General features: G+C 34.2%; 22 protein-coding genes. 10 read left to right on the top strand and 12 right to left on the bottom strand.

Annotated elements, in window-relative coordinates; all coding sequences use genetic code 11:
• The first annotated feature begins 73 nt into the window (after positions 1–73).
• The 9 genes from AA088_RS13005 (at position 74) to AA088_RS13045 (ending at position 12,293) form a co-directional block, all read left to right on the top strand.
• Positions 74–889, top strand: coding sequence for an enoyl-ACP reductase FabI (locus AA088_RS13005; protein WP_046745454.1), 816 nt, complete (start codon positions 74–76; stop codon positions 887–889).
• 205 nt (positions 890–1,094) lie between these two features.
• Complete coding sequence (locus tag AA088_RS13010) at positions 1,095–2,819, top strand: FG-GAP-like repeat-containing protein (RefSeq protein WP_046745455.1); 1,725 nt, start codon at positions 1,095–1,097, stop codon at positions 2,817–2,819.
• Positions 2,820–2,964: 145 nt separating this feature from the next.
• Positions 2,965–5,565 carry a T9SS type A sorting domain-containing protein gene (locus tag AA088_RS13015; RefSeq protein WP_046745456.1) on the top strand — a complete coding sequence of 867 codons (2,601 nt, stop codon included), beginning with the start codon at positions 2,965–2,967 and terminating at the stop codon, positions 5,563–5,565.
• Between the two features lie 74 nt (positions 5,566–5,639).
• Positions 5,640–6,647, top strand: coding sequence for a glycosyltransferase (locus AA088_RS13020; protein ID WP_046745457.1), 1,008 nt, complete (start codon positions 5,640–5,642; stop codon positions 6,645–6,647).
• 3 nt (positions 6,648–6,650) lie between these two features.
• Entirely contained in the window at positions 6,651–7,613 is a 963-nt protein-coding gene (locus AA088_RS13025) for a YbbR-like domain-containing protein (RefSeq protein WP_046745458.1), read from the top strand.
• Positions 7,610–8,203 (top strand): dephospho-CoA kinase, encoded by a 594-nt coding sequence (coaE, locus tag AA088_RS13030; protein WP_046745459.1) that lies wholly within the window; start codon positions 7,610–7,612, stop codon positions 8,201–8,203. Before AA088_RS13025 ends, coaE begins: the two co-directional genes overlap by 4 nt.
• A 72-nt stretch (positions 8,204–8,275) precedes the next feature.
• Positions 8,276–9,856 carry a sensor histidine kinase gene (locus AA088_RS13035; RefSeq protein WP_046745460.1) on the top strand — a complete coding sequence of 527 codons (1,581 nt, stop codon included), beginning with the start codon at positions 8,276–8,278 and terminating at the stop codon, positions 9,854–9,856.
• 5 nt (positions 9,857–9,861) lie between these two features.
• On the top strand, positions 9,862–10,575 hold the full coding sequence (locus AA088_RS13040; protein WP_046745461.1) for a response regulator transcription factor: 714 nt from the start codon (positions 9,862–9,864) through the stop codon (positions 10,573–10,575).
• A 158-nt stretch (positions 10,576–10,733) separates the two neighbouring features.
• Positions 10,734–12,293, top strand: a complete 1,560-nt coding sequence (locus tag AA088_RS13045) for a T9SS type A sorting domain-containing protein (RefSeq protein ID WP_157547206.1) — start codon at positions 10,734–10,736, stop codon at positions 12,291–12,293.
• Between the two features lie 7 nt (positions 12,294–12,300).
• On the opposite strand, the gene AA088_RS13050 is transcribed toward AA088_RS13045, so the two are convergent.
• The 12 genes from AA088_RS13050 to AA088_RS13105 are packed head-to-tail and all read right to left on the bottom strand — an operon-like array spanning position 12,301 to position 23,506.
• Positions 12,301–12,804 (bottom strand): cupin domain-containing protein, encoded by a 504-nt coding sequence (locus tag AA088_RS13050; protein WP_046745463.1) that lies wholly within the window; start codon positions 12,802–12,804, stop codon positions 12,301–12,303.
• Positions 12,788–13,714: a tRNA (adenosine(37)-N6)-dimethylallyltransferase MiaA gene (gene miaA, locus AA088_RS13055; protein ID WP_046745464.1), complete on the bottom strand. Its 927-nt coding sequence runs from the start codon at positions 13,712–13,714 to the stop codon at positions 12,788–12,790. The genes AA088_RS13050 and miaA overlap by 17 nt, the downstream gene beginning before the upstream one ends.
• Before the next feature lie 12 nt (positions 13,715–13,726).
• The gene (locus AA088_RS13060) at positions 13,727–14,551 is read right to left on the bottom strand and encodes an ion transporter (protein WP_046745465.1); all 825 of its coding nucleotides are present in this window, start codon (positions 14,549–14,551) and stop codon (positions 13,727–13,729) included.
• A gap of 15 nt (positions 14,552–14,566) precedes the next feature.
• A complete protein-coding gene (locus tag AA088_RS13065; RefSeq protein WP_046745466.1) occupies positions 14,567–16,528 on the bottom strand; it encodes a DUF3857 domain-containing protein in 1,962 nt (653 codons plus the stop codon).
• A 3-nt stretch (positions 16,529–16,531) separates the two neighbouring features.
• Positions 16,532–17,896 (bottom strand): exonuclease domain-containing protein, encoded by a 1,365-nt coding sequence (locus tag AA088_RS13070; protein ID WP_046745467.1) that lies wholly within the window; start codon positions 17,894–17,896, stop codon positions 16,532–16,534.
• Between the two features lie 56 nt (positions 17,897–17,952).
• Complete coding sequence (locus AA088_RS13075) at positions 17,953–18,621, bottom strand: YggS family pyridoxal phosphate-dependent enzyme (RefSeq protein ID WP_046745468.1); 669 nt, start codon at positions 18,619–18,621, stop codon at positions 17,953–17,955.
• Positions 18,622–18,638: 17 nt separating this feature from the next.
• Complete coding sequence (locus AA088_RS13080; RefSeq protein ID WP_046745469.1) at positions 18,639–19,880, bottom strand: DUF1015 domain-containing protein; 1,242 nt, start codon at positions 19,878–19,880, stop codon at positions 18,639–18,641.
• Positions 19,868–20,497: a M23 family metallopeptidase gene (locus tag AA088_RS13085; RefSeq protein ID WP_052752895.1), complete on the bottom strand. Its 630-nt coding sequence runs from the start codon at positions 20,495–20,497 to the stop codon at positions 19,868–19,870. The genes AA088_RS13080 and AA088_RS13085 overlap by 13 nt, the downstream gene beginning before the upstream one ends.
• A complete protein-coding gene (locus tag AA088_RS13090; protein ID WP_157547208.1) occupies positions 20,494–20,934 on the bottom strand; it encodes a YcxB family protein in 441 nt (146 codons plus the stop codon). The genes AA088_RS13085 and AA088_RS13090 overlap by 4 nt, the downstream gene beginning before the upstream one ends.
• Positions 20,935–20,936: 2 nt before the next feature.
• Complete coding sequence (locus tag AA088_RS13095) at positions 20,937–21,824, bottom strand: 3-hydroxybutyryl-CoA dehydrogenase (RefSeq protein ID WP_046745471.1); 888 nt, start codon at positions 21,822–21,824, stop codon at positions 20,937–20,939.
• Between the two features lie 19 nt (positions 21,825–21,843).
• Positions 21,844–22,533: a hypothetical protein gene (locus AA088_RS13100; RefSeq protein WP_046745472.1), complete on the bottom strand. Its 690-nt coding sequence runs from the start codon at positions 22,531–22,533 to the stop codon at positions 21,844–21,846.
• Positions 22,534–22,540: 7 nt separating this feature from the next.
• On the bottom strand, positions 22,541–23,506 hold the full coding sequence (locus AA088_RS13105) for a Gfo/Idh/MocA family protein (RefSeq protein ID WP_046745473.1): 966 nt from the start codon (positions 23,504–23,506) through the stop codon (positions 22,541–22,543).
• Positions 23,507–23,710: 204 nt separating this feature from the next.
• Between AA088_RS13105 and AA088_RS13110 the strand changes: the two genes are divergently transcribed.
• Positions 23,711–24,352, top strand: coding sequence for a protein-L-isoaspartate(D-aspartate) O-methyltransferase (locus AA088_RS13110; RefSeq protein ID WP_046745474.1), 642 nt, complete (start codon positions 23,711–23,713; stop codon positions 24,350–24,352).
• Positions 24,353–24,362: the final 10 nt, after the last annotated feature.

Genomic DNA, 24,362 nt, shown 5'->3' on the forward strand with positions numbered 1-24,362 from the left:
TCGTTCGTGAGAAAACGATCAATTCAATCTTTTACCATATATTTGAACCACTAAACAACTAAAAAGAAGAAGCATGTCATATAACTTACTAAAAGGAAAAAGAGGAATCATATTTGGTGCGTTAGATGAAAATTCTATCGCATGGAAAACTGCTGAACGTGTTCACGAAGAAGGAGGAACATTTGTATTAACCAATGCTCCAATAGCGATGCGTATGGGAAAAATAAATGAGTTAGCTGAAAAAACAGGTTCTGAAATTATTCCTGCAGACGCAACAAATTTAGAAGATATCCAAAACTTAGTAGAAAAATCAATGGAGATTCTAGGAGGAAAGCTTGATTTTGTGTTACACTCTATCGGAATGTCTGTAAATGTTCGAAAAGGAAGACACTATACCGACTTGAACTATGATTGGATGACTAAAGGTTGGGATGTTTCTGCAGTTTCTTTTCATAAAGTAATGCAAACTTTGTACAAAGCTGATGCAATGAACGAGTGGGGAAGCATTGTAGCACTTACTTACATGGCGGCGCAACGTACGTTTCCAGATTACAATGATATGGCAGACAACAAGTCGTATTTAGAATCTATCGCACGTAGTTTTGGATATTTCTTTGGAAAAGACAAAAAAGTACGTGTAAATACAATTTCACAATCACCAACACCAACTACTGCAGGACAAGGAGTAAAAGGTTTTGACGGATTTATTTCGTATGCAGAAAAAATGTCTCCTTTAGGAAATGCTACTGCAATGGACTGCGCTAATTATACGGTTAGTTTATTTTCTGATTTAACACGAAGAGTAACCATGCAAAATCTATACAATGACGGAGGATTTTCAAATACAGGTGTGAGTCAGGAAGTGATTGAGCGATTTACTGAAGAATAACATTTATACAAATCATATTTATACGATGCCTTTACAATTTGTAAAGGCATTTTTTTATGGTAGTTGGTGTGACATAGCGAAGAATTCACCCAAAAACTGAAAACTAATTGTAGTTCATAGATGTACGTGCGTTAAATATTTGTTAAATAAAAGTTGTTTTAATAGATTAGTTGTCTCGAATTCAACTATTAATTCCCGACATCCTATGAAGAAACAACTACACTTTTCTTTACTTATTGCATGTGCTTCACTTTCGTTAAATGCGCAAATTTACTATCAAAATCAAGCAACGACACTTGGAGTTGGAGATTACAGTGGAACTATTTTCTTAGGAAGCGGAATTTCTTTTTGCGACTATAATGATGATGGTTGGGATGATATTACTATTGGAACGCAAAGTGGAGATCCTATAAAAATGTATAAAAATAATGGAGATGGAACGTTTTCGCTAGATACTTCTTTGGGAATCAACAATACCCGTCAACAAAAACAAGTCATTTGGGTTGATTTTGACAATGATGGAGATAAAGATTTATATGTATCTTCCAATGCAGACGGAAGCCGTTTATATAGAAATGACACAGGAACGCTGGTAGATGTTACGGCTACCAGTGGTTTACCAACTGTTGCGCAAGATAATTCTGGTGCTTCTTGGGGTGATTATAATAATGATGGAAATTTGGATGTATTCCTCTGTAACCGAGAGATTAGTTCTCCTCAATCCAACTATTTATACAGAAATAATGGAGATGGTACTTTTACAAATGTAAGCGTCGCAGCAGGGATTGATCCAGGAAGTCATTTTTCTTTTTGTGCTGCATTTTTTGATTACAATAATGATGGCTGGCAGGATATTTATATGGCAAATGACAAAACCAATACCACAAATATCTTATATAAAAATAATGGAGATGGTACATTTACAGATGTGAGTGAGCAATCGGGAACCAACCTAGCCATTGATGCAATGTCTGTAACTATTGGCGATTTTGATAGTGATACTTGGTTTGACATATACGTTACTAATGGAATACAAGGAAACTACTTCTTGCGAAACAATGGTGATGGGACATTCACAAACATTGCATTGAGCACAGGAACTATTTTTGGAGGTGTAGCGTGGGGAGCCGTTTTTCTAGATGCCGACAATGATAGTGAATTAGATTTATACGTTAGTGGTTCTCTTGATGGTTCTGTACCAGGGATTCCTTCTGCTGCCTTTTACAAAAATAATGGCGATGGCACTTTTAGCTCGCCTACAACGACAGGATTTCAAGGAGATACTCGCGAAAGTTATTCAAATGCAATTGGAGATACGGACAACGATGGTTTTCCTGAGATAATTGTGAGTAACTCTGCAAATGATGATATCTTCTTGTGGAAAAATCAAACTGTGACAACCAATAACTGGCTAAAAGTAGATCTAGAAGGAACTATAAGTAATAAACAAGGTGTAGGAGCTTTGATAGAGTTGAGTAGTGGAGGTACTTCTCAATATCGCTACACAATATGTGGAGAAGGATATATAGCTCAAAATTCAAGTACCGAATTTTTTGGAATAGGAACAAATACCACTATTGATTATGTAAAAGTGACATGGCTTGGAGGAGCACAAGATATTGTATATAACGTAACGCCAAACCAAAGGTTGCATATTACAGAAGGGAGTAATCCACTTGCTGTTGATGAGTTTGAATCGGTTGCTGAAATTCAGTTGTATCCTAACCCAAGTCAGGGAGATATCTGGTTAAAATCTACGTATAATTATGATTACAAATACTTTATTTTTGACAGTAAAGGGGTACAAGTACAAGAGGGGATAATTAATAGCAAAAAAGCTATCCAAATCTCACATCTTGCATCAGGTTATTATATGGTTAAAATTTTAGGAGAAAAGACCGTATTTAATAAAAAAATAATGTTAAAATAATGTAAAAATAAAATGTAGGAAATATCATTTTTTATGTATTTTATCGACAAAATGCATTCTTTCATCGATATTAACATGTTTGATTCAAAAAAAATGTGGTAATTTCTACTGATATTCAACTAACTAACAAAAATCAAACTTTTTTATGAAAAAAATTACACTAAAACTTTTTGTATTAATGTTTCTGTTAGGTACTTCTTTTAGTATCTCACAAACATTAAATCAACCAGCCAATTGGCCTAATGCCGCTTGGTCACTTTCCGGTACATATACTGCTGGAGGATTACTCGGTGATCCTACTACTACTGGAGCTAGTTTCATCTTTGATGATGATGCAGCAGGAAACGGTTCATCAGACAACATCATAGCTACGTCACCAGTAATTGATTTGACAGCTGCTAGTGGAGCAGGTGAAACTTGGATTACGGTAAGCGGTAACTTTACGTATTATCCATTAGGAGGAGACGTATTAGCTGTTGAAGTATATGATGCAGATGCAATGACTTGGTCTCAATTACAAGTTTTCTCTGGAAATACTACAACGGTAGCAGATTATCAAAACTGTACAATTTCAGAAGCATACACTTCATCAGTACTTGATATTTCTGGATTTACTGCTACGCAATTATCAGGCTTCCAATACCGTGTTTCATACAATGACCAAGGAGGATGGCAATATGGTTGGTGTGTAGAGTCACCAACAATTACGTCTGCAGCTCCACCATCATGTATTGATCCTTCTATGTTAACAGCTTCTAATATTACAGACACTGCGGCAGATTTAGGATGGACAGAAGGTGGAACAGCAATGGCTTGGGATGTTGAAATTGTAACTAATGGAACTCCTCCTACAGGAACACCAACGGCTTCTACAGCGATGAACCCTTATCCAGCTACAGGTCTTACTGCACAAACTGCATATGATTTTTATGTAAGAGCAGATTGCGGACCAGGAGGAACTTCTAACTGGGTTGGACCTTTTACATTTACAACAGCTTGTGCGCCAATTAACGCACCTTACACAGAAGATTTTGAAACTTTTACAACATCAACTTCTGCTTTTACCTCTCAAAATTGTTGGACAGCAACAAATTCACCATCTTATTTTTGGGAATCTGCGCCAGGAACTGATACAGGTTCAGGAGGAACTGGGCCAGATCCAACAATTACTACAGGAAACTATTTTTATATAGAAGCTTCTGGATCAGCAGCAGGAAATGTAGCAGAATTATTATCGCCTTTAGTTGATTTAACTCCATTAACAGCACCTTCATTAACATTTAATTATCACATGTTCGGTGGACAAATAGGAACTTTAGATGTTCTTGTAAACGGAACTACCAATGTTTGGACATTATCAGGACAGCAACAAGCATCAGCTACAACACCATGGGAATTAGCAGTGGTAGATTTATCAGCGTATGCTGGTCAGCAAATTACAGTAACTTTCAGAGGAACTGGAGTTGGTAGTTTTGAAGGAGATATCTCTATTGATAATGTCGTATTTGATGAATTACCTGCTTGTCCTACGCCTAATGCTTTAACAGCTTCTAATATTACAGATGCTACGGCAGATTTAGGATGGACAGAGAATGGAACAGCAACAGCTTGGGATATTGAAATCGTAGATATTACGGGAGGTGGAATGGCAACAGGAACACCAACTGCTTCAGGAGTAACTAATCCTTACACTGCTACGGGACTTACACAAAATAACGATTATTGCTTTTATGTAAGAGCTGATTGTGGTGGAGGAACATTTTCTTCATGGGCTGGACCTTTCTGCTTTACAACATTAGAAACATGTCCAACACCATCAGCATTAACGGCTACTAATATCATGGAAACTTCTGCAGATTTAGGGTGGACAGAAAATGGAGCAGCTACTAGTTGGAATATTGAGCTTGTTGACGTAACTGCTGGAGGTACTGCAACAGGAACACCAACAGCTTCTGGAGTAATGACTAATCCTTATAATGCAACGGGACTTGTAGGAGACAATAGCTATCAATTCTATGTGCAGGCAGATTGCGGTGTAGATGGAACTTCTGCGTGGGCAGGACCATTTTCATTCAGTACTCCGTATGTAGCAGTTCCGCCAGATTGTACTAATGGTATCTTCTTAGATTCTGGAGGAAACTCAGGAAACTACTCAAGTAATGAGAATATTACATATACTATTTGTCCAGATATGGCAGGAGACGCTGTAAACGTTGAGTTCACATTTTTCTCTACTGAAAATAATGGAGCAACTGCATGTTACGATGGATTGACTATCTACGACGGACCAGATAATACAGCACCAACAATTGATCCAGCTGGTGGTGGAACAATATGGTGTTTTGATAGAAATGATACACCAGCAGCAGGTACAGGAGATTTACAAGGAATGACAATCGTTTCTTCTGATCCTTCAGGATGTTTAACATTCGTATTTACTTCAGATGGATCTGTTGTTAGACCAGGATGGTCTGCTAATGTAACTTGTGCACCGTTATCAGTTGAATCTGCTGAAGCTAGAGGTTTCTTACACTATGTTAACAAATCTAATAATAGCTTTGTTGTAATGGCTCAAACAAATATTAACTCAATTGAAGTATATAATTTGATGGGACAAGTAATAGGAACTGCTAATCCTAATGATACTTCTGGAGAAGCTTATTTAGGAGCTGCTAAAAACGGCGTATATTTTGCAAGAGTAACATTAGAAAATGGAAGAACTTCAATCGTGAAATTCGCAAAATAATTTATAAAATTATTCATTATATTAAAAAGCTGTTCCATAGTGAACAGCTTTTTTTGTTTAGTTATATTTGCGATATGCAAATTAATTTTTCCATAATAGTTCCAGTATATAACAGACCTGATGAGGTCGACGAACTTTTAGCGAGTATATCCAAACAGACATTTCCTGGTAATGTTGAAGTTGTTGTTGTAGAAGATGGTTCTACGCTACCAGCGAGAGACGTAGTTGCTTCATATCAACAAAAGCTAAATATAAGTTATTATTTCAAAGAAAATACTGGTCCTGGTGACTCTCGTAATTATGGTATGCAAAGAGCTAAAGGGAATTATTATTTAATTTTTGATTCAGATTGCATATTACCTCCTCAATATTTGGCAGAAGTCTATAAGGCACTAGAAAAAGAGTATGTGGACTGTTTTGGAGGACCAGATGCAGCACATAACTCATTCACTGACATTCAAAAAGCAATCAGTTATGCAATGACTGCTTTTTTGACAACGGGCGGTATTCGTGGTAAAAAAGGAGCTGTTGATAAATTTCAACCAAGAAGTTTTAACATGGGAATTTCTCAAAAAGCCTTTGAAAAAACAGGTGGCTTTGGACAAATTCACCCAGGAGAAGATCCTGATCTAACCATTAGAATTTGGAAAGCAGGATTTGAAACAAAACTAATTCCACAAGCTTTTGTATATCATAAAAGACGTATTTCTTGGGAAAAATTTCATCTGCAAGTACGTAAATTTGGAATGGTGCGACCTATCTTAAATACGTGGCATCCACATACCGCTAAGATTACATATTGGTTTCCCACATTATTTTGTTTTGGGTTACTTATTTCTGTACTAGGAAGTTTATTCTTCCATTTTCATTGGTTTTTAATTGGATATGCTGTATATTTTATACTCATCGTATTGGATGCTTTACGTGTAACAAAAAGTATAAAAATAGCTTTCTTGTCACTTATCGCAGTTTGTATACAATTTTACGGATACGGTTTAGGTTTCTTGAAGTCAACCATAGCAGTAAAAGTGTTCAAACAAGATCCTCAAAAACGATTTCCTAAACTATTTTTTAAAAAATAGCCAATGTCAAAAGGAGCACTACATTCAATCTCTGTATTATTAAAAAGGCGAAAAATCAATGTATTTTTAGTCTTTTTCTTAATCTCTTTCATTGTGTGGACATTAGTGAAGTTATCTAATATATATACGGACACAATCACGATGAAGGTAGCTTATACGAATCTATCAGAGGATAAAATTTTATTAGGAAATCAACAAAATATGCTGCAAGCGCAAGTAAAAGCCAGCGGTTTCCGAATTTTGCGTCAAAAGTTATTTAAAAAAGAAATTGAAGTAGATCTTAAAAAGGTTTCTAAAACAAAAACAGACGATATTTTTTATGTCTTATCTGACGCGGCTATAAATAAGCATCTATATCAAGGAGTTGAGATTTTGAGAGTTTCCCCAGACACTTTATATGTTAAATTAGGAAAGAACGTAACCAAGCGAGTTCCTGTGGTACATCGTTTAAAAGTGCAATTTCAAAAAGGCTATAACTTATATGATTCTTTGCGAATTGAACCCGCATATATCAATGTATCAGGACCAGAAGATGTGATGGCGCAAATAGATACTATATATACGGAAAAAAAAATCATAAAAAATATTAGTTCTAATATAAAAGAGGAGCTAACATTATTGGAAAACGATTCTCTAGATCGTATTAGCTATGAACAATATCGGGTAAATGTAATCGCAAAAGTAGAAAAATTTACCGAAGGAAAATTAACAGTTCCTTTGCGTGTTCGAAATTTGCCTAAAGGATATTCAATTAAACTGTTTCCAAACGAAGTTACGGTTACCTATACAGCCAATGTATCTGATTTTAATGATATTACCGTTAACGATTTTGCAATTTTTTGTGATTACAAAAGCATAGAAAATACGGAAAACTCGTTTTTTATACCTCAATTAGAGAAAGTGCCTAAAAAGGTAAAATCGTATCGAGTTGAAAATCAAAAAATAAACTTTTTAATAAAAAAATGATAGTTGGACTTACAGGCGGGATTGGAAGTGGAAAAACAACCATAGCAAAAATGTTTCATGAGCTAGGAGTTTCTATTTATATTGCTGACATTGAGGCAAAAAAACTGATGCATACTTCGCATGAACTTAAGCAAGAGTTGATCAAAGCTTTTGGTAAAGAAACATATATTGATGGAGAACTGAATCGAAGTTACCTATCCAATATCGTTTTCAATCAGCCTGAAAAATTACAACAAATCAATTCGATTGTTCACCCGCGTGTCGGACAGCATTTTGAAGAGTGGTATCGAGAACATCATGCGGAAAATTACATAATCAAAGAAGTTGCGATTCTTTTTGAAAACGGATCGTATACGCAATGTGATAAAATTATTACGGTAGTAGCTCCATTAGAAAAACGTTTTGAACGCCTATTACAAAGAGATCATACCACCAAAGAAGCTATACAAAAACGGATGGATGCGCAATGGACAGACGAGAAAAAAATAGCTCTTTCAGATTATGTGATTCATAATGATGATCTGGAAAAAGCCAAAGAACAAGTACTTAAAATACATGGAGAATTAACGCTCGCAAGTGAGAAAATTTGACGATACATACATATTTGTTAAGGTTTGGTTAAAAAGTTATTATAACCAAGATTATACGTTAATTTTGATTAAATGAGTAAACGATTATTTATTGTCCTTGTCATTTTGATGAGTCTATCGCTCGTTGGAATTATTTTTGTTCAAGGATATTGGATTGCTTCCGCGGTAAAAGAGAAGCAGGAATCTTTTTCACTAAATGCTAATCAAATTCTGACCAATGTAGCAGAAAGAGTTGCAGATGCTGAAAATCGTAGATATTACTTGAAATTTCAAAAACTGATTGATAGTGTAGGAGAGCCTAAAGATGTTCAAGTAACCAATATCTTTCAAATACAAAGTAGAGACGATAAGAATAATGAAATAAGTATTTACACTAGAGGGATTATTGAAGAAGATTTTAATATTTTCCCTACGTTCATTGACAATACAACTGAAGACGACAGTACTTCTGTAAAAAACTACATGCGTTTTGAAACTCGTACGATTTATCGAGAAGATTTACTTGATAATACAGACTTTAAATTAACGCCTGTTCAAAAATTCAAAAAAGTCAATAACGTATCCAAAGTAATGTCAAAATATAATGACGTTATTAACGAACTAACTCGGCAATTGCCTATTCATCAACGTATATCAAATGATTTACTAGAATTTTTATTGCAAGCGTATTTAGATGAAATGCACTTGGAATTGGATTTTGAATTTGGCGTATATGATGACGGATTGGCAACAAAGATTAAGTCTGATGGATTTAAAATAGATAATGACGGAATGTACGATGTGCCACTCTTTGAAGAAGAAGATCGAAAAAGTGGCTATACGCTATTTGTGAGTTTTCCCAAAAAGAATAAATACGTACTGTCATCTATTATGGGAATGGCTATTATGTCGATTGTTTTTACGTTAATTATTATCATCGCATATTCAAGTGCTTTATATCAGTTAATTAAGCAGAAACAGATATCTGAAATTAAAACAGATTTCATCAACAACATGACGCATGAGTTTAAAACACCGATAGCAACAATCAATTTAGCGTTAGATGCAGTAAAAAATCCAAAGATTATTGATGATAAGGAAAAAGTAAAACGCTATTTGGGAATGATTCGTGAAGAAAACAAACGTATGCATGCGCAAGTAGAAAACGTATTACGTATTTCCAAATTAGAAAAAAATCAGTTGGAAATTAGTAAAGAAGCAATTGATGTGCACGATTTAATCGAAGATGCAATGTCACATATAGAATTGATTGTAGAAGATCGAAAAGGATATGTAAAAACACATTTAGAAGCCGTTGGCTCAGAAGTGATGGCAAATGATACTCACTTTACCAATGTATTAGTCAATATATTAGATAATGCTGTAAAATATACTGAAGGAGAACCTAAAATTGATATTTATACAGAAAATATAAAGAATCATATATTGATTAAAATAAAAGATCAAGGACAAGGAATGTCCAAATCAGTACAAAAAAGAATATTTGAAAAATTTTATAGAGAACATACAGGTGACATACATAATGTTAAAGGTCACGGACTTGGTTTAGCTTACGTGAAGCGCATTGTAGACGATCACGAAGGTCACATTAGCGTGGAAAGTGAGAAAGGCAAAGGAAGTACATTCATTATCAAATTACCATTAATATCGTAACTAACATGGAGATTCAAAACAAAAAAATTTTATTAGTAGAAGATGACCCGAATTTTGGAACTGTATTAAAGGATTATCTATCAATGAACGACTATGATGTGGTTCATGCAAAGAACGGAATGGAAGGATTTGAAAAATTCAAAAAAGACAATTACGATCTTTGTATACTTGATGTGATGATGCCTTATAAAGACGGTTTCACACTTGCTAAAGAAATTCGTGAAAAAAACAGCGAGGTTCCCATCATTTTCTTAACCGCAAAAGCATTAAAAGAAGACGTGATGAAAGGCTACAAAGTAGGAGCAGACGACTACCTAAATAAACCTTTCGACTCTGAAGTATTATTGATGAAGATCAAAGCAATCATGCAACGTAAAACATCTGATTCTGTTGCAGATAGCAAACAATTTGAGTTTGAGATTGGAAGATTTAATTTAAACTCAAAACTTCGTTTCTTAACTTTTGATGAGGAAGAACCAATCAAATTATCACCAAAAGAAAATGAACTACTTCGTTTATTAGCTTTACATGAAAATGATTTGATGCCTAGAGAATTAGCGTTGACTAAAATTTGGAGAGATGACAATTATTTTACGTCACGTTCAATGGATGTGTATATTGCAAAACTTCGTAAATATTTGAAAAGAGACGAAGATGTTGAAATTTTAAACATTCACGGAGAAGGTTTCCGATTGGTAGTCAAAAATAAAGCAGAGTAAGCATAAGTACTCTCATTGTGATTCCCTCAAACAATTGAAATATAGTCGACTACCCGAATGTCGACTTTTTTCTTGATTCTCTTGTAATATTGTAAAATAGAAGTACATTTTTTCAAAGTAATTCGATTTTTCCATACCTTTAAATCAAATTGATTGCTATGAAATATTTTTACACACTCTTATGTGTGTTTCTTATTACCTGTAATACTTCATTTTCACAAAACTTAGACACATATAACTTTATAAGAACTTCGTATGCGGGCTTTGATATATTTAGCTACGCAACAACGACTGATGCTAGCGGAAACCTATATGCTGCGGGCAGAGCAGACGATGAAAACAATAATTACGAACATCTTTTCATTGCCAAATATGACGCTAGCGGTGTACTAGATGCTACGTTTGGAACTAATGGTATTCTGTTATACGATTTTGGTTCCGCCGTAAGGCAAAGAGTTCGTGATATTGAAATAGATGCGAACGGTAAAATTATTCTGGCAGGTTTTGTTGATATGGACATCTATAGTAATCATCGTAATGCCTTCGTGATGCGTCTTGAGCAAAACGGAACTTTAGATAGTAACTTTGGAACCAATGGTATCATAACCATTGATAATGGATACAAAAATGATGCTTTTAAAATTGTGATTGCCGCTGATGGAAAAATTTTTATTGGTGGAACTATCAAAAATAGTACTGTGAGCCAATTGGCTGTACTCAAATTGAATGAAAATGGCACGTACGATTCTACATTTAGTACTAATGGAATAAGTGTCACAGATCCCAGTACTTTAGACGCTCCATTAGCAAATCTATATCCAGATTATAGTTATATAAATGACCTTCATATTCTTCCCAATGGAAAAATTTTAGCACTTGCTTCAACAGGATACAACATACTACTCGCTCGTTATACGGCTCAAGGAGATTTAGATGCTACGTATGATGGCGGAGACGGCGTTTTTGTTTACAATCCTCCAAGTACAAACGTTGAGTTTTATCCAAGTGAATTTCATGTGAATAATGACGAAAGTATTTATATATCTGCTACGAAACAATGCGTAAGTTGTAATCCAGGAAGTGGAAGTAATACTGGCAGATGGATTTTCAAAATGAACGCTAGTGGCTCGTATGACAACACTTTTAGTGGTGATGGACAGTATTTTATTAGTGATTTTTTTGCTCCAAGCATAGCAATGACTGTTTCGCCGACTCAAGAAGTGTATATTGCTGTAAGGTTATTCGATTTTGAACTTCGAAAACTCACTAGTACGGGAAGCATAGATACCTCTTTTCACGGTGATGGAATCTGGAATCCAACAGAAGTATACCGTAGAAAAATGATTCCTTATGAGCTTCAACTTACTGATAGTAATGAATTAGTAATTATGGGTAGATTTTCTTATCCTAGTTCTTCAACGAATATATACTTTTATACAAATTTACCAGAACAAAACAATGTAGTTTTAGAAATAGGCGAATATATTTTCAATGAAGCATTTACGGTATATCCAAATCCTACGAAAGATCGTTTCTTTATAAAAACGCATAACAACACATCATTTGCAATCGAGCTATATAATAATTTGGGAATGCGTTTATTAACAAAAGAAATATCCAATGTACAGAACGAGGTCAACTTAGAGCAATATCCTTCAGGTGTGTATTATTTAAAAGTAGCAGGAACCAATACAACGCAAAGAATCCTTAAGAATTAGGAAACTTTTATCTTGTCAATTGTTGGATAATAGTAGCGTGTTGCGGATATTCTTTCGTTAAATCGGCACGATTAGCCAACTCAAAATCGTCAAAATCAAATCCTGGTGCCACTGTACAACCCACAAATGCATATGAATCTTTTTGTGAAACGCTAGAAGCAAACCAACAACCTGCCGGAACCACTAGTTGTGGCTGTTCTCCTTTTTCAAAATTCATACCTACATGATGTTCCGTATATTTTCCATTTGGGTCAATTACATGTACGCTTAAAGAGCTTCCTCCATAAAAATGCCAAATTTCATCTTGTTTGATTCTGTGAAACGCAGAAAAATTTTCGGAAGTCAACAAAAAATAGATACTTGTACAATAGCTGCGATCTCCTGAAAAATTGTCGGGCAACGCTGTTTTAGCAATTGTTTTACTACTTCTGTAGACTTCTTTATAAAATCCACCTTCGGGATGAGGTAATAGTTCTAAACTTTTTACCAATTTCTCAATCTGTTGATTCATATCTTTTTTTCATTATATCTTGAATCTTATCAATAATATTTTCTACACGTTCTTGATAATCAAACCAAAGAATTTCTTCATCTTTTCGAAACCATGTTCCCTGTCGTTTTGCAAAGCGTCTCGTATTTTTTTTAATCTCACTCACAGCAAATTCCAAGGTACTTTTTCCATCAAAATAGGCAAACAATTCTCGATAGCCGACAGTTTGTAGCGCATTTAAGTCTTTATAAGGATACAAGCTTTTAGCTTCTTCCAATAAGCCTTCTTTTATCATATTATCTACTCGTTGATTAATGCGACTATACATGAGCTCTCTTTCAGCTGTTAGTCCTATTTTGATTGGAGTGAAATTTCGAGTAACAGTTTTATCTTTCAAAAAACTAGAATAAGGTTTTCCACTTCCAATGCTTATTTCTAATGCACGTATCAAACGATGCGGATTTTCTAAAGCAACACGTTTATAATAGTGAGGATCTAACTTTTGCAACATTGTTTGTAAAGATTCGATGCCTTCTTGTGCCAATTTTTCATTTAGTTCTTCTCTAATTTTCGGGTCTACTTTTGGAAAATCATCCAATCCTCTTAAAACAGCATCAACATACAAACCACTTCCGCCAACCATAATAACTACGTCATATTTGGAGAATAATTCATCTAATTTTGCAATGGCATCTTTTTCAAATTGTCCAACATTATAGGATTCAAAAATGCTAATATGTTGGATGAAATGATGAGGAGCAGCACTCAATTCTTCATTTGAAGGAACTGCAGTGCCAATTTTCATCTCTTTAAAAAATTGACGAGAGTCACTAGATATAATTTCGGTATCAAAATGTTGAGCAAGCTGAATGCTTAAAGCAGTTTTTCCAATGGCGGTAGCTCCAACAATTGAGATTAGGTATTTAGACATGAAAAATAAGGGTTAATCTGTTTCTTCTGGATGCAAACTTTCTCCGCAATTATAGCAATACTCAGCATCATTTCGATGTTTTTCTGCAGCACAATTTGGACACGATTGTGTATTAAGGTCTACTTTATCTAAAGTAGCCATTTCTGCTGTTACAATTCCTGTAGGAACAGCAATAATTCCGTATCCTAAAATCATAATGATAGAAGCAATAAATTGTCCCAAAGCTGTATATGGAGCAATATCGCCATAACCAACCGTTGTCAAAGTTACAATGGCCCAATATATACTTCGAGGAATACTCGTAAAACCGCTGTCTTGCTCACTTTCTACTAAGTACATAATAGAGCCTAAAATGGTACAAAGAATCAAGATAAACATGATAAATACACCTATTTTGATTTTGCTGGCATTCAGGGCGCGCATAATATTATTTGATTCTCCAATGTAGCGACCAAGTTTTAATACTCTAAAAATGCGCATTAAACGCAAGGCTCGAAATGCGATTAACGATTGCGTTCCAACAAAGAAGAACGATAAATACATTGGAATTGTAGAAATCAAATCAATGATTCCATAAAAGCTAAAAATATATTTTGAAGGCTTTTTGATGGAAACAATTCGAGCAAAATACTCAATGGTAAATAAAATTGTGATGAGCCATTCAGAAACATACAGAAAAGTACCATATTTTGAGGCAAATTCACTCACACTTTCTAGCATAACTAGCAAAATACTAGCTAAGATTAAAATGAGAAGAATCACATCAAATAGTTTTCCTTCGGGCGTATCGGCCTCATAAATGATTTCGTGAAGTTTCGCTTTCCAATTTGTTGCCATATGATAAAAATACAATTATTTCTTTTGAATCACGATTCGTGTATTTGATTGTAAGGTTGCTACCTTTCCGAAAAATTCTTTTAATGCTTGATATTCTTCAGGCTCGTAATAATAGCCACCAATCACAAGTTGAAAATATACATTTAATTGTCCGCCTTGCTGTGTTACATTAATTGCGTAGACAGCTTTTCCGCCAGCTAGCGTAAATTCTTGATTTTCTGGAAGGTTTTTGTATGAAAAGTTGTCTGGTATTGACATTAAAAAACGAGTGGTGTATATACGAGGATATGCAAAGTCTACAGGATATTGACGCTCATTTAACTGAAAGGGATTGGAAGCTAGTACTTTTTTTAAGAATGGATCTAAAAATGTCTCTTTTCCAGCAAAAGCCCCTTCATTAAAAGAAAAAGAAAAGCTTTCGGTAATTGGTTTGTCTACATCACTTTTATTTTTTGTTTTGTACTCATCTATTTCAATAAAAGTTAGTTTCTTTTCAAGATTATCTAAATATTTATCTTCATCTATTTCATCTAGGTCTTTGCGCTTTTCATATCCTAAATAACCTGTATGTACCTGTGCAATTTGTCCTTTGGCTTCTCCATCTTCATCAACAGTTATTCGAATAGTAGTGTTTTGACGATTTTCAGAGGTAGGACTGATTGTGTACCAATAGCTAGGATTTTTAAAGTCCATAGCACGACCGTTATAGTTAAGTGCGCGAATTGGTAATAATCCAAATGATAAAAATTTGTCAGTGGCATCTAGTAGATATTCTTTTCCATCAATGGTAACTTTAGCAATCAAGTAATTAAAGTCACTCATAACAGGATGTTTTTGTGTAGGTAACCCTTTGGCACGGGTAGAGAGCATAACGGTTTCTGTTTTCAAATCGGCAGCCAATAAACTATTTATGAGAGAGATATTGATTTCGGCAACGTTTCCAGATCCGTTTTGAAATGCCTGTCGAACATTTGCATCTCTGAAAAGTCCATATTCACCATTCCACGTGTAGTGATTTTTGATAAAATTGTATATTTTTTGTGCTTTTTTAAGCTCTGATGATTCGTTGAGAATTGTTTCAGGAAGTTGGTTTTTAAAGTAATTATTTTTACGTACTTGAGCACCGATATCTTTATCTTTTCTCATGTCAGTATCTACCGCTTTCCACGTTTTTGTGAAAGCTTCTTTAGTACCATCAAAGCGAATCAATTCAGACATTTCGAAGGCGATTCTAGAGATGTAATTATTTTTTGATAGCATGAAAGCTTCTTCTTTGAACGCAGGAATATCTTTCATAGCATAGCGTAGTAGCTCACAATCGGCTTTGTCGCGAAATTCTTGAATTTCAAAGCATCTTTTTTCTACAGAAGCTTCGTTGATTGCCAACTCTTGAAATCCTTTTAATGTTCTATTGTAGCGATAGTTTGCAGGAATACGAGCATTAAATTCGCTATATACTTTAGGGATATCTGCTTGAAAATCCCATCCTTCAAAATTGTAAATAAAAGGCGATTGCAACGTGTAGCGATACTCTAATACACTTCCAGGCTTGGCATTAGGAAATGTAAAGCGCTTTTCACTGTAATAATTTGAAAGATCTACAGAAAAAATTTGATCTTTTTCTAAATAATCAATCTGATCAGAATTATGAGTAATAGCAGAAATGTCTACAATTTGCTCAACAGATTTTCCATTTTTGTAAAAAGGAATCTTAATATCTGCATAAGCCAATCCTTGCTTATCTATGATTTTAATTTTAGCGTAAAAATGTTTTATTAAATAGATACGATCATAAAGAACATCAAAGTATGTTTCTCCATATTCTTCTAAAACTACAGCATGTGCAGTAGTATCTTTATCATACACTTTCATGCGTAGTTCATCAGACGTTACTTTGTTGAATTTTTCATGAATTGTCTTTTGAGCTTGGCATACAAATGTGCATAACAAGAAGATGGTAAGATAAAATGATTTCATGGTTTATGACAGTGGTATAATTTTTAATTTGTTTTTTCGACGAAGATAGCTTTGAATAATATGTTGTACTTCTTTGTTATTTTCCATGGGTGTAATAATTGACTTCAGGACATTTTTATTGGTAATTTGATAATTCAAACTATAAAAACCAAAACCCTTATACTCTCCATTTTCGATTAAAATAGCACTTCGTTCATCATGATGACGACCACGATCGACGATAATGACACTTTGATTTATAAAACTATATTTTTTAATAGCTTGTTGTACACGTTCGTTATATGCAGAAGCAGTTTCTTTGGCTATACAAGCTCCATTACATTTGTTGATGGTATATTGAGCACAATTTGACTTTGCAGCATCTAACTCATTTAATTTTTGACATAAATTAAAATCTTCTGTAAGCTTAAACATAATATGTTTTGCTTGTGACAAATTACTAAAAGAGGTTATGTATTTTCTACGAGCATCTGCTTTTTCAATTCGCAAAGTATGGTAACCTTCTTGATTTGTTTCAGAACGAAGAACACATTGAAAAGATTTGTTTTTTTGTCCACGATTATACATTGGTCTTTTCCGTCTAATCTCTTCACTTTCTTTTAAAAGGGCGATTAATTCACTTCCTGTACGTTCAAAAGTTACTGCGACTACTTGTTTTTGCAACTTTTTAGCTTTATTATTTGTGCCTGTAAAATGCTGGTTGACTCTTTTTTTGATATTACGACTTTTCCCAATAAAGATGATGTCACCTTTTGCATTATGCATGTAGTAAACACCTGTGGCGGTAGGCACGTTTTCAATAATATCCAATAAACGGGTAGCTACCTTTTTTTTGATTTCAGTTTTTACAGCTTTACGAATAATACTTTTTTCAGAATCTTTATCAAGAAGTAATTGAAAAAGCTTGACAGTGGCTAAAGCATCTCCAGAAGCTCTGTGCCGATCGCTCATGGGAATTCCTAATGCGCGCACCAGTTTTCCTAATTTATAGGATTCCATCTCTGGAATTAATTTTTTTGACAACTCAACTGTACAAAGACTCTTCCGCTTGTACTCGTAACCTAAACGGTCAAACTCAGTTTGAAGCACTCGGTAATCGAAATTTGCATTGTGTGCAACCAGTATACAATCATCAGTAATTTCGACGATGCGTTTGGCAATTTCGTAGAATTTGGGAGCATCGCGAAGCATTTGGTTATTAATGCCCGTTAAGTTTACAACAAAGGGCTGAATTTCGCGTTCTGGATTGACTAAACTAATAAATTGATCAACAATTTCATAACCATCAAATCGGTAGATTGCAATTTCGGTAATGCCTTCTTCATTATACTTTCCACCAGTAGTCTCTATGTCTAATATAGCGTACAAACGATATGTTTTCTTTTAAGAATTTGGTATAAATATAAACATATCCTAGCGATTAGCTAGTTTGTAGCCGTATAATTTCGAGCGCCAAAAATACTACTTCCAATGCGAACCATAGTGCTTCCTTCTTCAATAGCAAGTTGATAATCACCACTCATTCCCATTGAAACAATTTCTAGTTTTGGATGTTGTTGCTGTAATTTGTTAAAAGTAGTTTTTAAGAACTTGAATTCTTTACGGATTTGTTGTATATCTTCGGTAAATGTAGCCATGCCCATTAAGCCAATTATTTTTACATGTTTTAATTGTAGCAGTTCCTCAGAGCAGAGTAGCGTAGAAACTTCTTCGGGAGTCATGCCAAATTTTGAATCTTCTTCTGCAATTTTTAGCTGAAGCAAGCAATTAATGACACGATTATATTTTTGGGCTTGTTTATCTATTTCTTTTAACAACTTTACACTATCTACGCCATGAATAAGCTCTACGAATTCAGCCATGTATTTTACTTTGTTGCGTTGAACATGTCCAATCATGTGCCAAGAAATATCTTTGGGTAGTTTTTCCCATTTTTCAGCCATTTCTTGAATTTTATTTTCACCAAACACGCGTTGCCCAGCATCATACGCTTCTTGCAGGTCACTAATTGGTTTCGTTTTAGAAACAGCGACAAGTGTTACATGTTTTGGAAGAATAGTTTGTATATTTTTTAAATTAGAAGCTATTGACATTGTATGTGTAATCTTTTTTAAAATTCGTAAATAGCAACACCGCTTCGAAGCTTTGGTTCTATATAGGTACTCTTAGGAGGCATGGTTAAGCCTTCATCGGCAATGCGTTTCATCTCATCAACTGTTACAGGAACTAACCCAAAACCTACTGCAAATTCGCCAGAATCGATTCGATTTTTCATTTCAATGACATTGTGTTTGTCATATCCATAATCAATTCTACTGTCATTGCGTAAATCGGTAATTCCTAAAATTGGTTTGAGAATGGTAATGTATAAAATGTGAGTGTCTAGTTCGCTGAGCGAATCTGTAAATTCGTAATTGGTTCTTCGTAAGTACAATGAATAAAACTCACCATCCAAATACATGCTAAAATGATGTTTTTTTGATGGTTTGTATAGTTCCAATCCACGATTTTCAATACGATAGTATTCATCAAGTTTTAGTAAGAAATGATCTTTTGTTAATCCGTTTAAATCTTTTATCAAACGATTAAATTCGTGTATACGCAATTCAGATTCAGGAATTAGATAGCTCATAAATGAGCGATAGGTATCTTTGGGTTTCACTTCATTGTTTTCATTAGAAGCATCCACGCTTAAAAGATAAGAAGAAGCTGACCGGTGATGTCCATCGGCAATATAAATAGCATCCATTTGAGAAAATTCCTTTTGAATAATGCATATATCTTCGTCATCTTCTACTAGCCATAAATAGTGTGTGTCTCTATATGTGGTTGTGAATTCAAATTCGGCACGAGTTTCTGTGTATTTTTCTAGGATTGTTTGTATCGTTGAAGAGTCTGGATAGGTAAGTAATACTGGTTCGGCATTAAATCCTACCGTTTTTAAGTAATCTTTAAAAATTTGCTCTCTATATTCAATAGTGTCCTCGTGTCGTTTGATAATATTGTTTTCATAATCTTCAGTACTCGCAGCAGCTACGATTCCCGTAAATATTTGCCCTTCACGATTTACCACTCTGTAGATATAAAAACAAGGTTTTTCGTCTTGTACAAAAATGCCATCTTCTTTAAACTCTAAGTATCGATTACGAACCAGACTATAACGTTTTTGTCCTGATATATCTTCTTGATGGTATTTGTAACCTGGATTGACTATGTGTAAAAAAGAAAATGGATTGTAATCCAAGCGTGCTTCTCTTTCTTCTTGTGTATAGCTTTGATAGGAACGAGAAGCTACAAGACTCACTTTGTCTCGCGTAGGACGAACTGCTTTGAAAGGATTTATTTTTGCCACGATTCGTTTCTGTTTGATTTGATAAATAAAGTAGGATCTATATATCCGTTTGTACTTTGGCTATATCCGCTACCAATATCCATAAATATCTGATCTCGGATTTCTAAATGTAAATGAGCATAATACATACCATTAGCATTTCCAATAGTACCTATTTGATTACCCTTGCTAACAAAATTACCCTTTTTTACGGAGATAGTATCACAATGCGCATATAGAGATTCATAATAGTTTCCTTTGTATTGGTGAATGATACGTATTACTTTTCCCCAACCACCTCCAATATCTTCTGCAAATTGTACATACCCGTTTCCAATAGCAAATATGGGATCGCCAAGATCTGTGTTTCCGCCACTAATTCCGTTCCAATCATCTCCTAAGTGATTGTTTTCCGTAAAGGATTGAGCATTGTAGTAATTTTTTGCATTTGGTTTACCCACAGGAAAGTCAAAACCAGTCGCTTTATAGGTTGCATTTTTTGTGAATAGACTATCTAAAAATGAAAACTTTTCTTTTTTAGACTGAATCTCTTTTTGAGGAGATGGTTGCTTTTGAATTTTGGGAGTTTGTTGACAAGCAAAGAAACAAAAACAACATATGTACACAAGTTGTCTCAACCTTTTATGAGCGATTTGAATTTGATAAAATCTGCTTCCGAATGAAAAATATCTTTAGATACATACACATACTTGTTGATGGTAATGTATAAAAGCCAATAATGCTCAGCAACAATAACATTTCTCAATTGCCCGTATTTCCACTGTGAAGTATTTTCATCAATAGTTATGAAAAAAGATTCTTCATCAAACCGTAATTGTGTTTTTTTTAAGAAAGGTTTTAAATTTTTAAATGAAAACCATAATAATACACTGAGTCCTACAATGAGTAATGCTAATACGCTGTATAGCGCAATAATTCTACCCATTTGCCAACCGAAGAGCAGAGTCCACATAAGTAAAAAGGGAAACAGTTGGATACTATTTCTTCCTAACTTATTGAAAACGATACTTCGGTATGTGGAATATTTTAATTGATACGGTTTAGTATCGATCATGATTAACTAAACATTTTAGCGACTTTTTCTGCTTTTCTACTTTCTGAATAATCGTAAAATCCTTCTCCAGATTTTACCCCAAGTTTTCCTGCCATTACCATATTTACAAGTAGAGGACAAGGAGCATATTTTGGATTTTTAAATCCTTCATACATTACATTCAAAATTGACAAACATACATCTAATCCAATAAAGTCAGCCAATTGTAAAGGTCCCATCGGGTGTGCCATTCCTAGTTTCATTACGGTATCAATTTCTTGAACACCAGCTACGCCATTGTATAGGGTTTCAATTGATTCGTTAATCATTGGCATAAGAATTCTATTGGCAACAAATCCTGGGTAATCATTTACTTCCACAGGAACTTTATTCAATTGTTTTGAAAGTTCCATGATTGTGTTTGTTACTTCATCAGAAGTATTATACCCACGAATAATCTCTACTAATTTCATAATAGGGACAGGATTCATAAAGTGCATACCAATTACCATTTCTGGACGAGAAGTTACAGCTGCAATTTGTGTTATTGAAATAGATGATGTATTTGTTGCTAAGATTGTATCATCAGGACATAACTCGTCAAGATCTTTGAAAATTTTTAGTTTCAAATCTACATTTTCAGTGGCTGCTTCTACCACCAAGCCAGCATATTCAACACCTTCTCTAATATTGGTGTAAGTGGTAATATTAGTAAGCGTATTTTGTTTTTCTTCTTCAGAGATTTTCTCTTTTGCCACCATACGATCCAAATTTTTTGTAATCGTAGCGATACCTTTATCTAAAGAAGCTTGTGAAATATCAATTAATTGAACTTTAAAGCCAAATTGAGCAAACGTATGAGCAATTCCATTTCCCATAGTTCCAGCTCCAATAACAGCTACATTTTTCATCATGTGTATAATTTTTTATTTAGTTCTGTAATGTTAGTTTTTTTCCATGCCAAGGGCAATATTCCCAATTTCCATTCAATAATTCGTTATCTACAGGACATTGTTTTTCTTCAACCATGCTTGATAGAGGAAGACGAAAAACGAATTGTGTTTCTGTATTGAATACTACGGTAAATTTGCCAGTTTGTGTTGGAGATGCAATTGTTTTTCCATCTTTACTCTTTTCATTAAATACATGAAAACGAATTTGTTTTCCAAATTGCCCTAACGTATTTTCCATTGCTGGTTTTATTTGGTTCAACATAGAAATGTATTCACTTGGAAGCGTTTCTTGGTCAAGTTCATCGTAAATAGTTCCTTCGGCATCTTTTAATTGTAATTGCGTAGGTTTTTTACGCATACCACCATATATGTTCAATTCTGTATGTATTGTGCCTATTAAAATGTATCCTTTGAAAATATCTTCAATGTCATTTAAAAAATTTGCAGGGACTAGTTCAGAACCCTGCATTGCAAGTTTCCAATATTGATTTGGAATCCACCAAACCATTTTAAAGTTGTCTCCTTCTTTTTTTATGACTTGCACATCTTTTATAAATGCAGAAATGTCTACTTCTTCAAGCTTTTTAATGTTTACTTCTTGTTGTGCAAACGCAAACGATATCGTAAAAAGCCCTACAAGTAAAGTGATGATTATATATTGTTTCATTAGGATTTTATTTTTTGAATTTTTCGATGATCTGAATAGCAATACGTAGCGCTTCAGTTCCTTCCTCTAGTGGAACAATAGGAGTTGTGTCATTATGAATTGCGTCGGCAAATGTTTCTAACTCATCGAGGATTGCATTGTTTTCTGAAATGTCGGGATTTTCAAAGTAGATTTGCTTTTTTACACCTTCAGCATTCTGTAAGATAAGAGCAAATTCATCTGCTTTTTTAGGCGCATCTTTCATTTTAACAACTTCAACTTTCTTTTCTAAGAAATCTACAGCAATGTAAGCATCACGTTGAAAAAAACGGCTTTTACGCATGTTTTTCATTGAAATACGACTTGAAGTTAAATTGGCAACACAACCATTTTCAAATTCTAAACGAGCATTGGCGATATCTGGCGAATTGCTAATTACCGAAACGCCGCTTGCATGAATATCTTTTACTTTTGAATTGACCACACTTAAAATGGCGTCAATATCATGAATCATTAAGTCTAATACTACAGGAACATCTGTTCCACGAGGATTAAACTCAGCCAAACGATGGGTTTCGATAAACATAGGTGAGTTAATTTTGTCTTTTACTGCTGTAAATGCAGGGTTGAAACGTTCAACATGACCTACTTGCCCTTTTACGTTATGCTTCTTGGCTAAGGCAATTAACTCTTCAGCTTCTTCTATTGTATTTGTAATAGGCTTTTCTATAAACACATGTTTGCCTTTTTCAATAGCTTGTTTTGCACATTCATAATGTGAAAGTGTAGGAGTTACAATATCAATTACATCTACGGCATCAATCAAAGCGTCTATAGAATAATAATATGTATAGCCAAATTGTTTAGCTATTTTCTTTGCATATTCAGGATTTGCGTCATAAAAACCAATAAGTTCATATTTGGAAGACTGTTGTAATAATCGAAGATGAATTTTTCCTAAGTGACCTGCACCTAAAACTCCAGCTTTTAACATAAAGAAAGTGTTTTCCACAAAAATAATTTATTTTTCTAAAATCTTTTGAGTAATCGAGAACAATTCTGTAAATAACTTCGTCTTTACAATCAATATAGAGCGACTTTTGCAGATAAAATCCAAAAGCATTCGTTTTCAATATGTTGTATTTTCATGTAAAAAAAGTATTTTGAGATTGAAAAAAGCTGTTATTTTTGTGGTAGGATGAAAGATACGTTCAAACATAAAGGAATGCGAAACCAATTGGCACAAATAGTTGCTGATAAGGGAATTACAGATGAAAAAGTACTGAATGGAATTCGAAACATTCCGCGTCATTTGTTTATGGACTCGAGTTTTGAAGCACATGCATACCAAGATAAAGCATTTCCTATTGGAGCTGATCAAACAATTTCTCAACCTTATACTGTGGCCTTTCAAACACAACTTCTTGAGGTAACTCCAGGAGCCAAAATTCTAGAAATTGGTACAGGTAGTGGCTATCAAACTGCTATGTTACTCGAATTAGGCGCAAAAGTATATAGCATTGAACGTCAAAAAGAGTTATTTAAAAAAACCAGTTTGTTTTTGCCCAAATTAGGATACAGAGCCAAAAAACTCATTTTTGGTGATGGCTATAAAGGATTACCAACCGAAGCACCTTTTGATGGTATTGTAGTTACAGCTGGAGCTCCTTATGTTCCCAAAGCTTTATTAGCACAATTAAAAGTAGGAGGAAAGCTAGTTATTCCTGTAGGCAGAAAAGAACAAATCATGACTTTATTTGTAAGAACTTCTGAAAAAGAATTTTCTAAACAAGAATTTGGAGAATTCCGCTTTGTGCCAATGTTGGAAAATAAGAACTAAATATTTTACA

It is taken from the genome of Kordia zhangzhouensis (genome assembly GCF_001005305.1).
Lineage (GTDB): Bacteria > Bacteroidota > Bacteroidia > Flavobacteriales > Flavobacteriaceae > Kordia > Kordia zhangzhouensis.

Bases quoted from the DNA above. Each gene is read 5' to 3' on its own strand.
- AA088_RS13005 (WP_046745454.1), top strand. From the start codon at position 74: ATGTCATATAACTTACTAAAAGGAAAAAGAGGAATCATATTTGGTGCG.
- AA088_RS13010 (WP_046745455.1), top strand. From the start codon at position 1,095: ATGAAGAAACAACTACACTTTTCTTTACTTATTGCATGTGCTTCACTT.
- AA088_RS13015 (WP_046745456.1), top strand. From the start codon at position 2,965: ATGAAAAAAATTACACTAAAACTTTTTGTATTAATGTTTCTGTTAGGT.
- AA088_RS13020 (WP_046745457.1), top strand. From the start codon at position 5,640: ATGCAAATTAATTTTTCCATAATAGTTCCAGTATATAACAGACCTGAT.
- AA088_RS13025 (WP_046745458.1), top strand. From the start codon at position 6,651: ATGTCAAAAGGAGCACTACATTCAATCTCTGTATTATTAAAAAGGCGA.
- coaE (WP_046745459.1), top strand. From the start codon at position 7,610: ATGATAGTTGGACTTACAGGCGGGATTGGAAGTGGAAAAACAACCATA.
- AA088_RS13035 (WP_046745460.1), top strand. From the start codon at position 8,276: ATGAGTAAACGATTATTTATTGTCCTTGTCATTTTGATGAGTCTATCG.
- AA088_RS13040 (WP_046745461.1), top strand. From the start codon at position 9,862: ATGGAGATTCAAAACAAAAAAATTTTATTAGTAGAAGATGACCCGAAT.
- AA088_RS13045 (WP_157547206.1), top strand. From the start codon at position 10,734: ATGAAATATTTTTACACACTCTTATGTGTGTTTCTTATTACCTGTAAT.
- AA088_RS13050 (WP_046745463.1), bottom strand. From the start codon at position 12,804: ATGAATCAACAGATTGAGAAATTGGTAAAAAGTTTAGAACTATTACCT.
- miaA (WP_046745464.1), bottom strand. From the start codon at position 13,714: ATGTCTAAATACCTAATCTCAATTGTTGGAGCTACCGCCATTGGAAAA.
- AA088_RS13060 (WP_046745465.1), bottom strand. From the start codon at position 14,551: ATGGCAACAAATTGGAAAGCGAAACTTCACGAAATCATTTATGAGGCC.
- AA088_RS13065 (WP_046745466.1), bottom strand. From the start codon at position 16,528: ATGAAATCATTTTATCTTACCATCTTCTTGTTATGCACATTTGTATGC.
- AA088_RS13075 (WP_046745468.1), bottom strand. From the start codon at position 18,621: ATGTCAATAGCTTCTAATTTAAAAAATATACAAACTATTCTTCCAAAA.
- AA088_RS13090 (WP_157547208.1), bottom strand. From the start codon at position 20,934: ATGATCGATACTAAACCGTATCAATTAAAATATTCCACATACCGAAGT.
- AA088_RS13095 (WP_046745471.1), bottom strand. From the start codon at position 21,824: ATGAAAAATGTAGCTGTTATTGGAGCTGGAACTATGGGAAATGGAATT.
- AA088_RS13100 (WP_046745472.1), bottom strand. From the start codon at position 22,533: ATGAAACAATATATAATCATCACTTTACTTGTAGGGCTTTTTACGATA.
- AA088_RS13105 (WP_046745473.1), bottom strand. From the start codon at position 23,506: ATGTTAAAAGCTGGAGTTTTAGGTGCAGGTCACTTAGGAAAAATTCAT.
- AA088_RS13110 (WP_046745474.1), top strand. From the start codon at position 23,711: ATGAAAGATACGTTCAAACATAAAGGAATGCGAAACCAATTGGCACAA.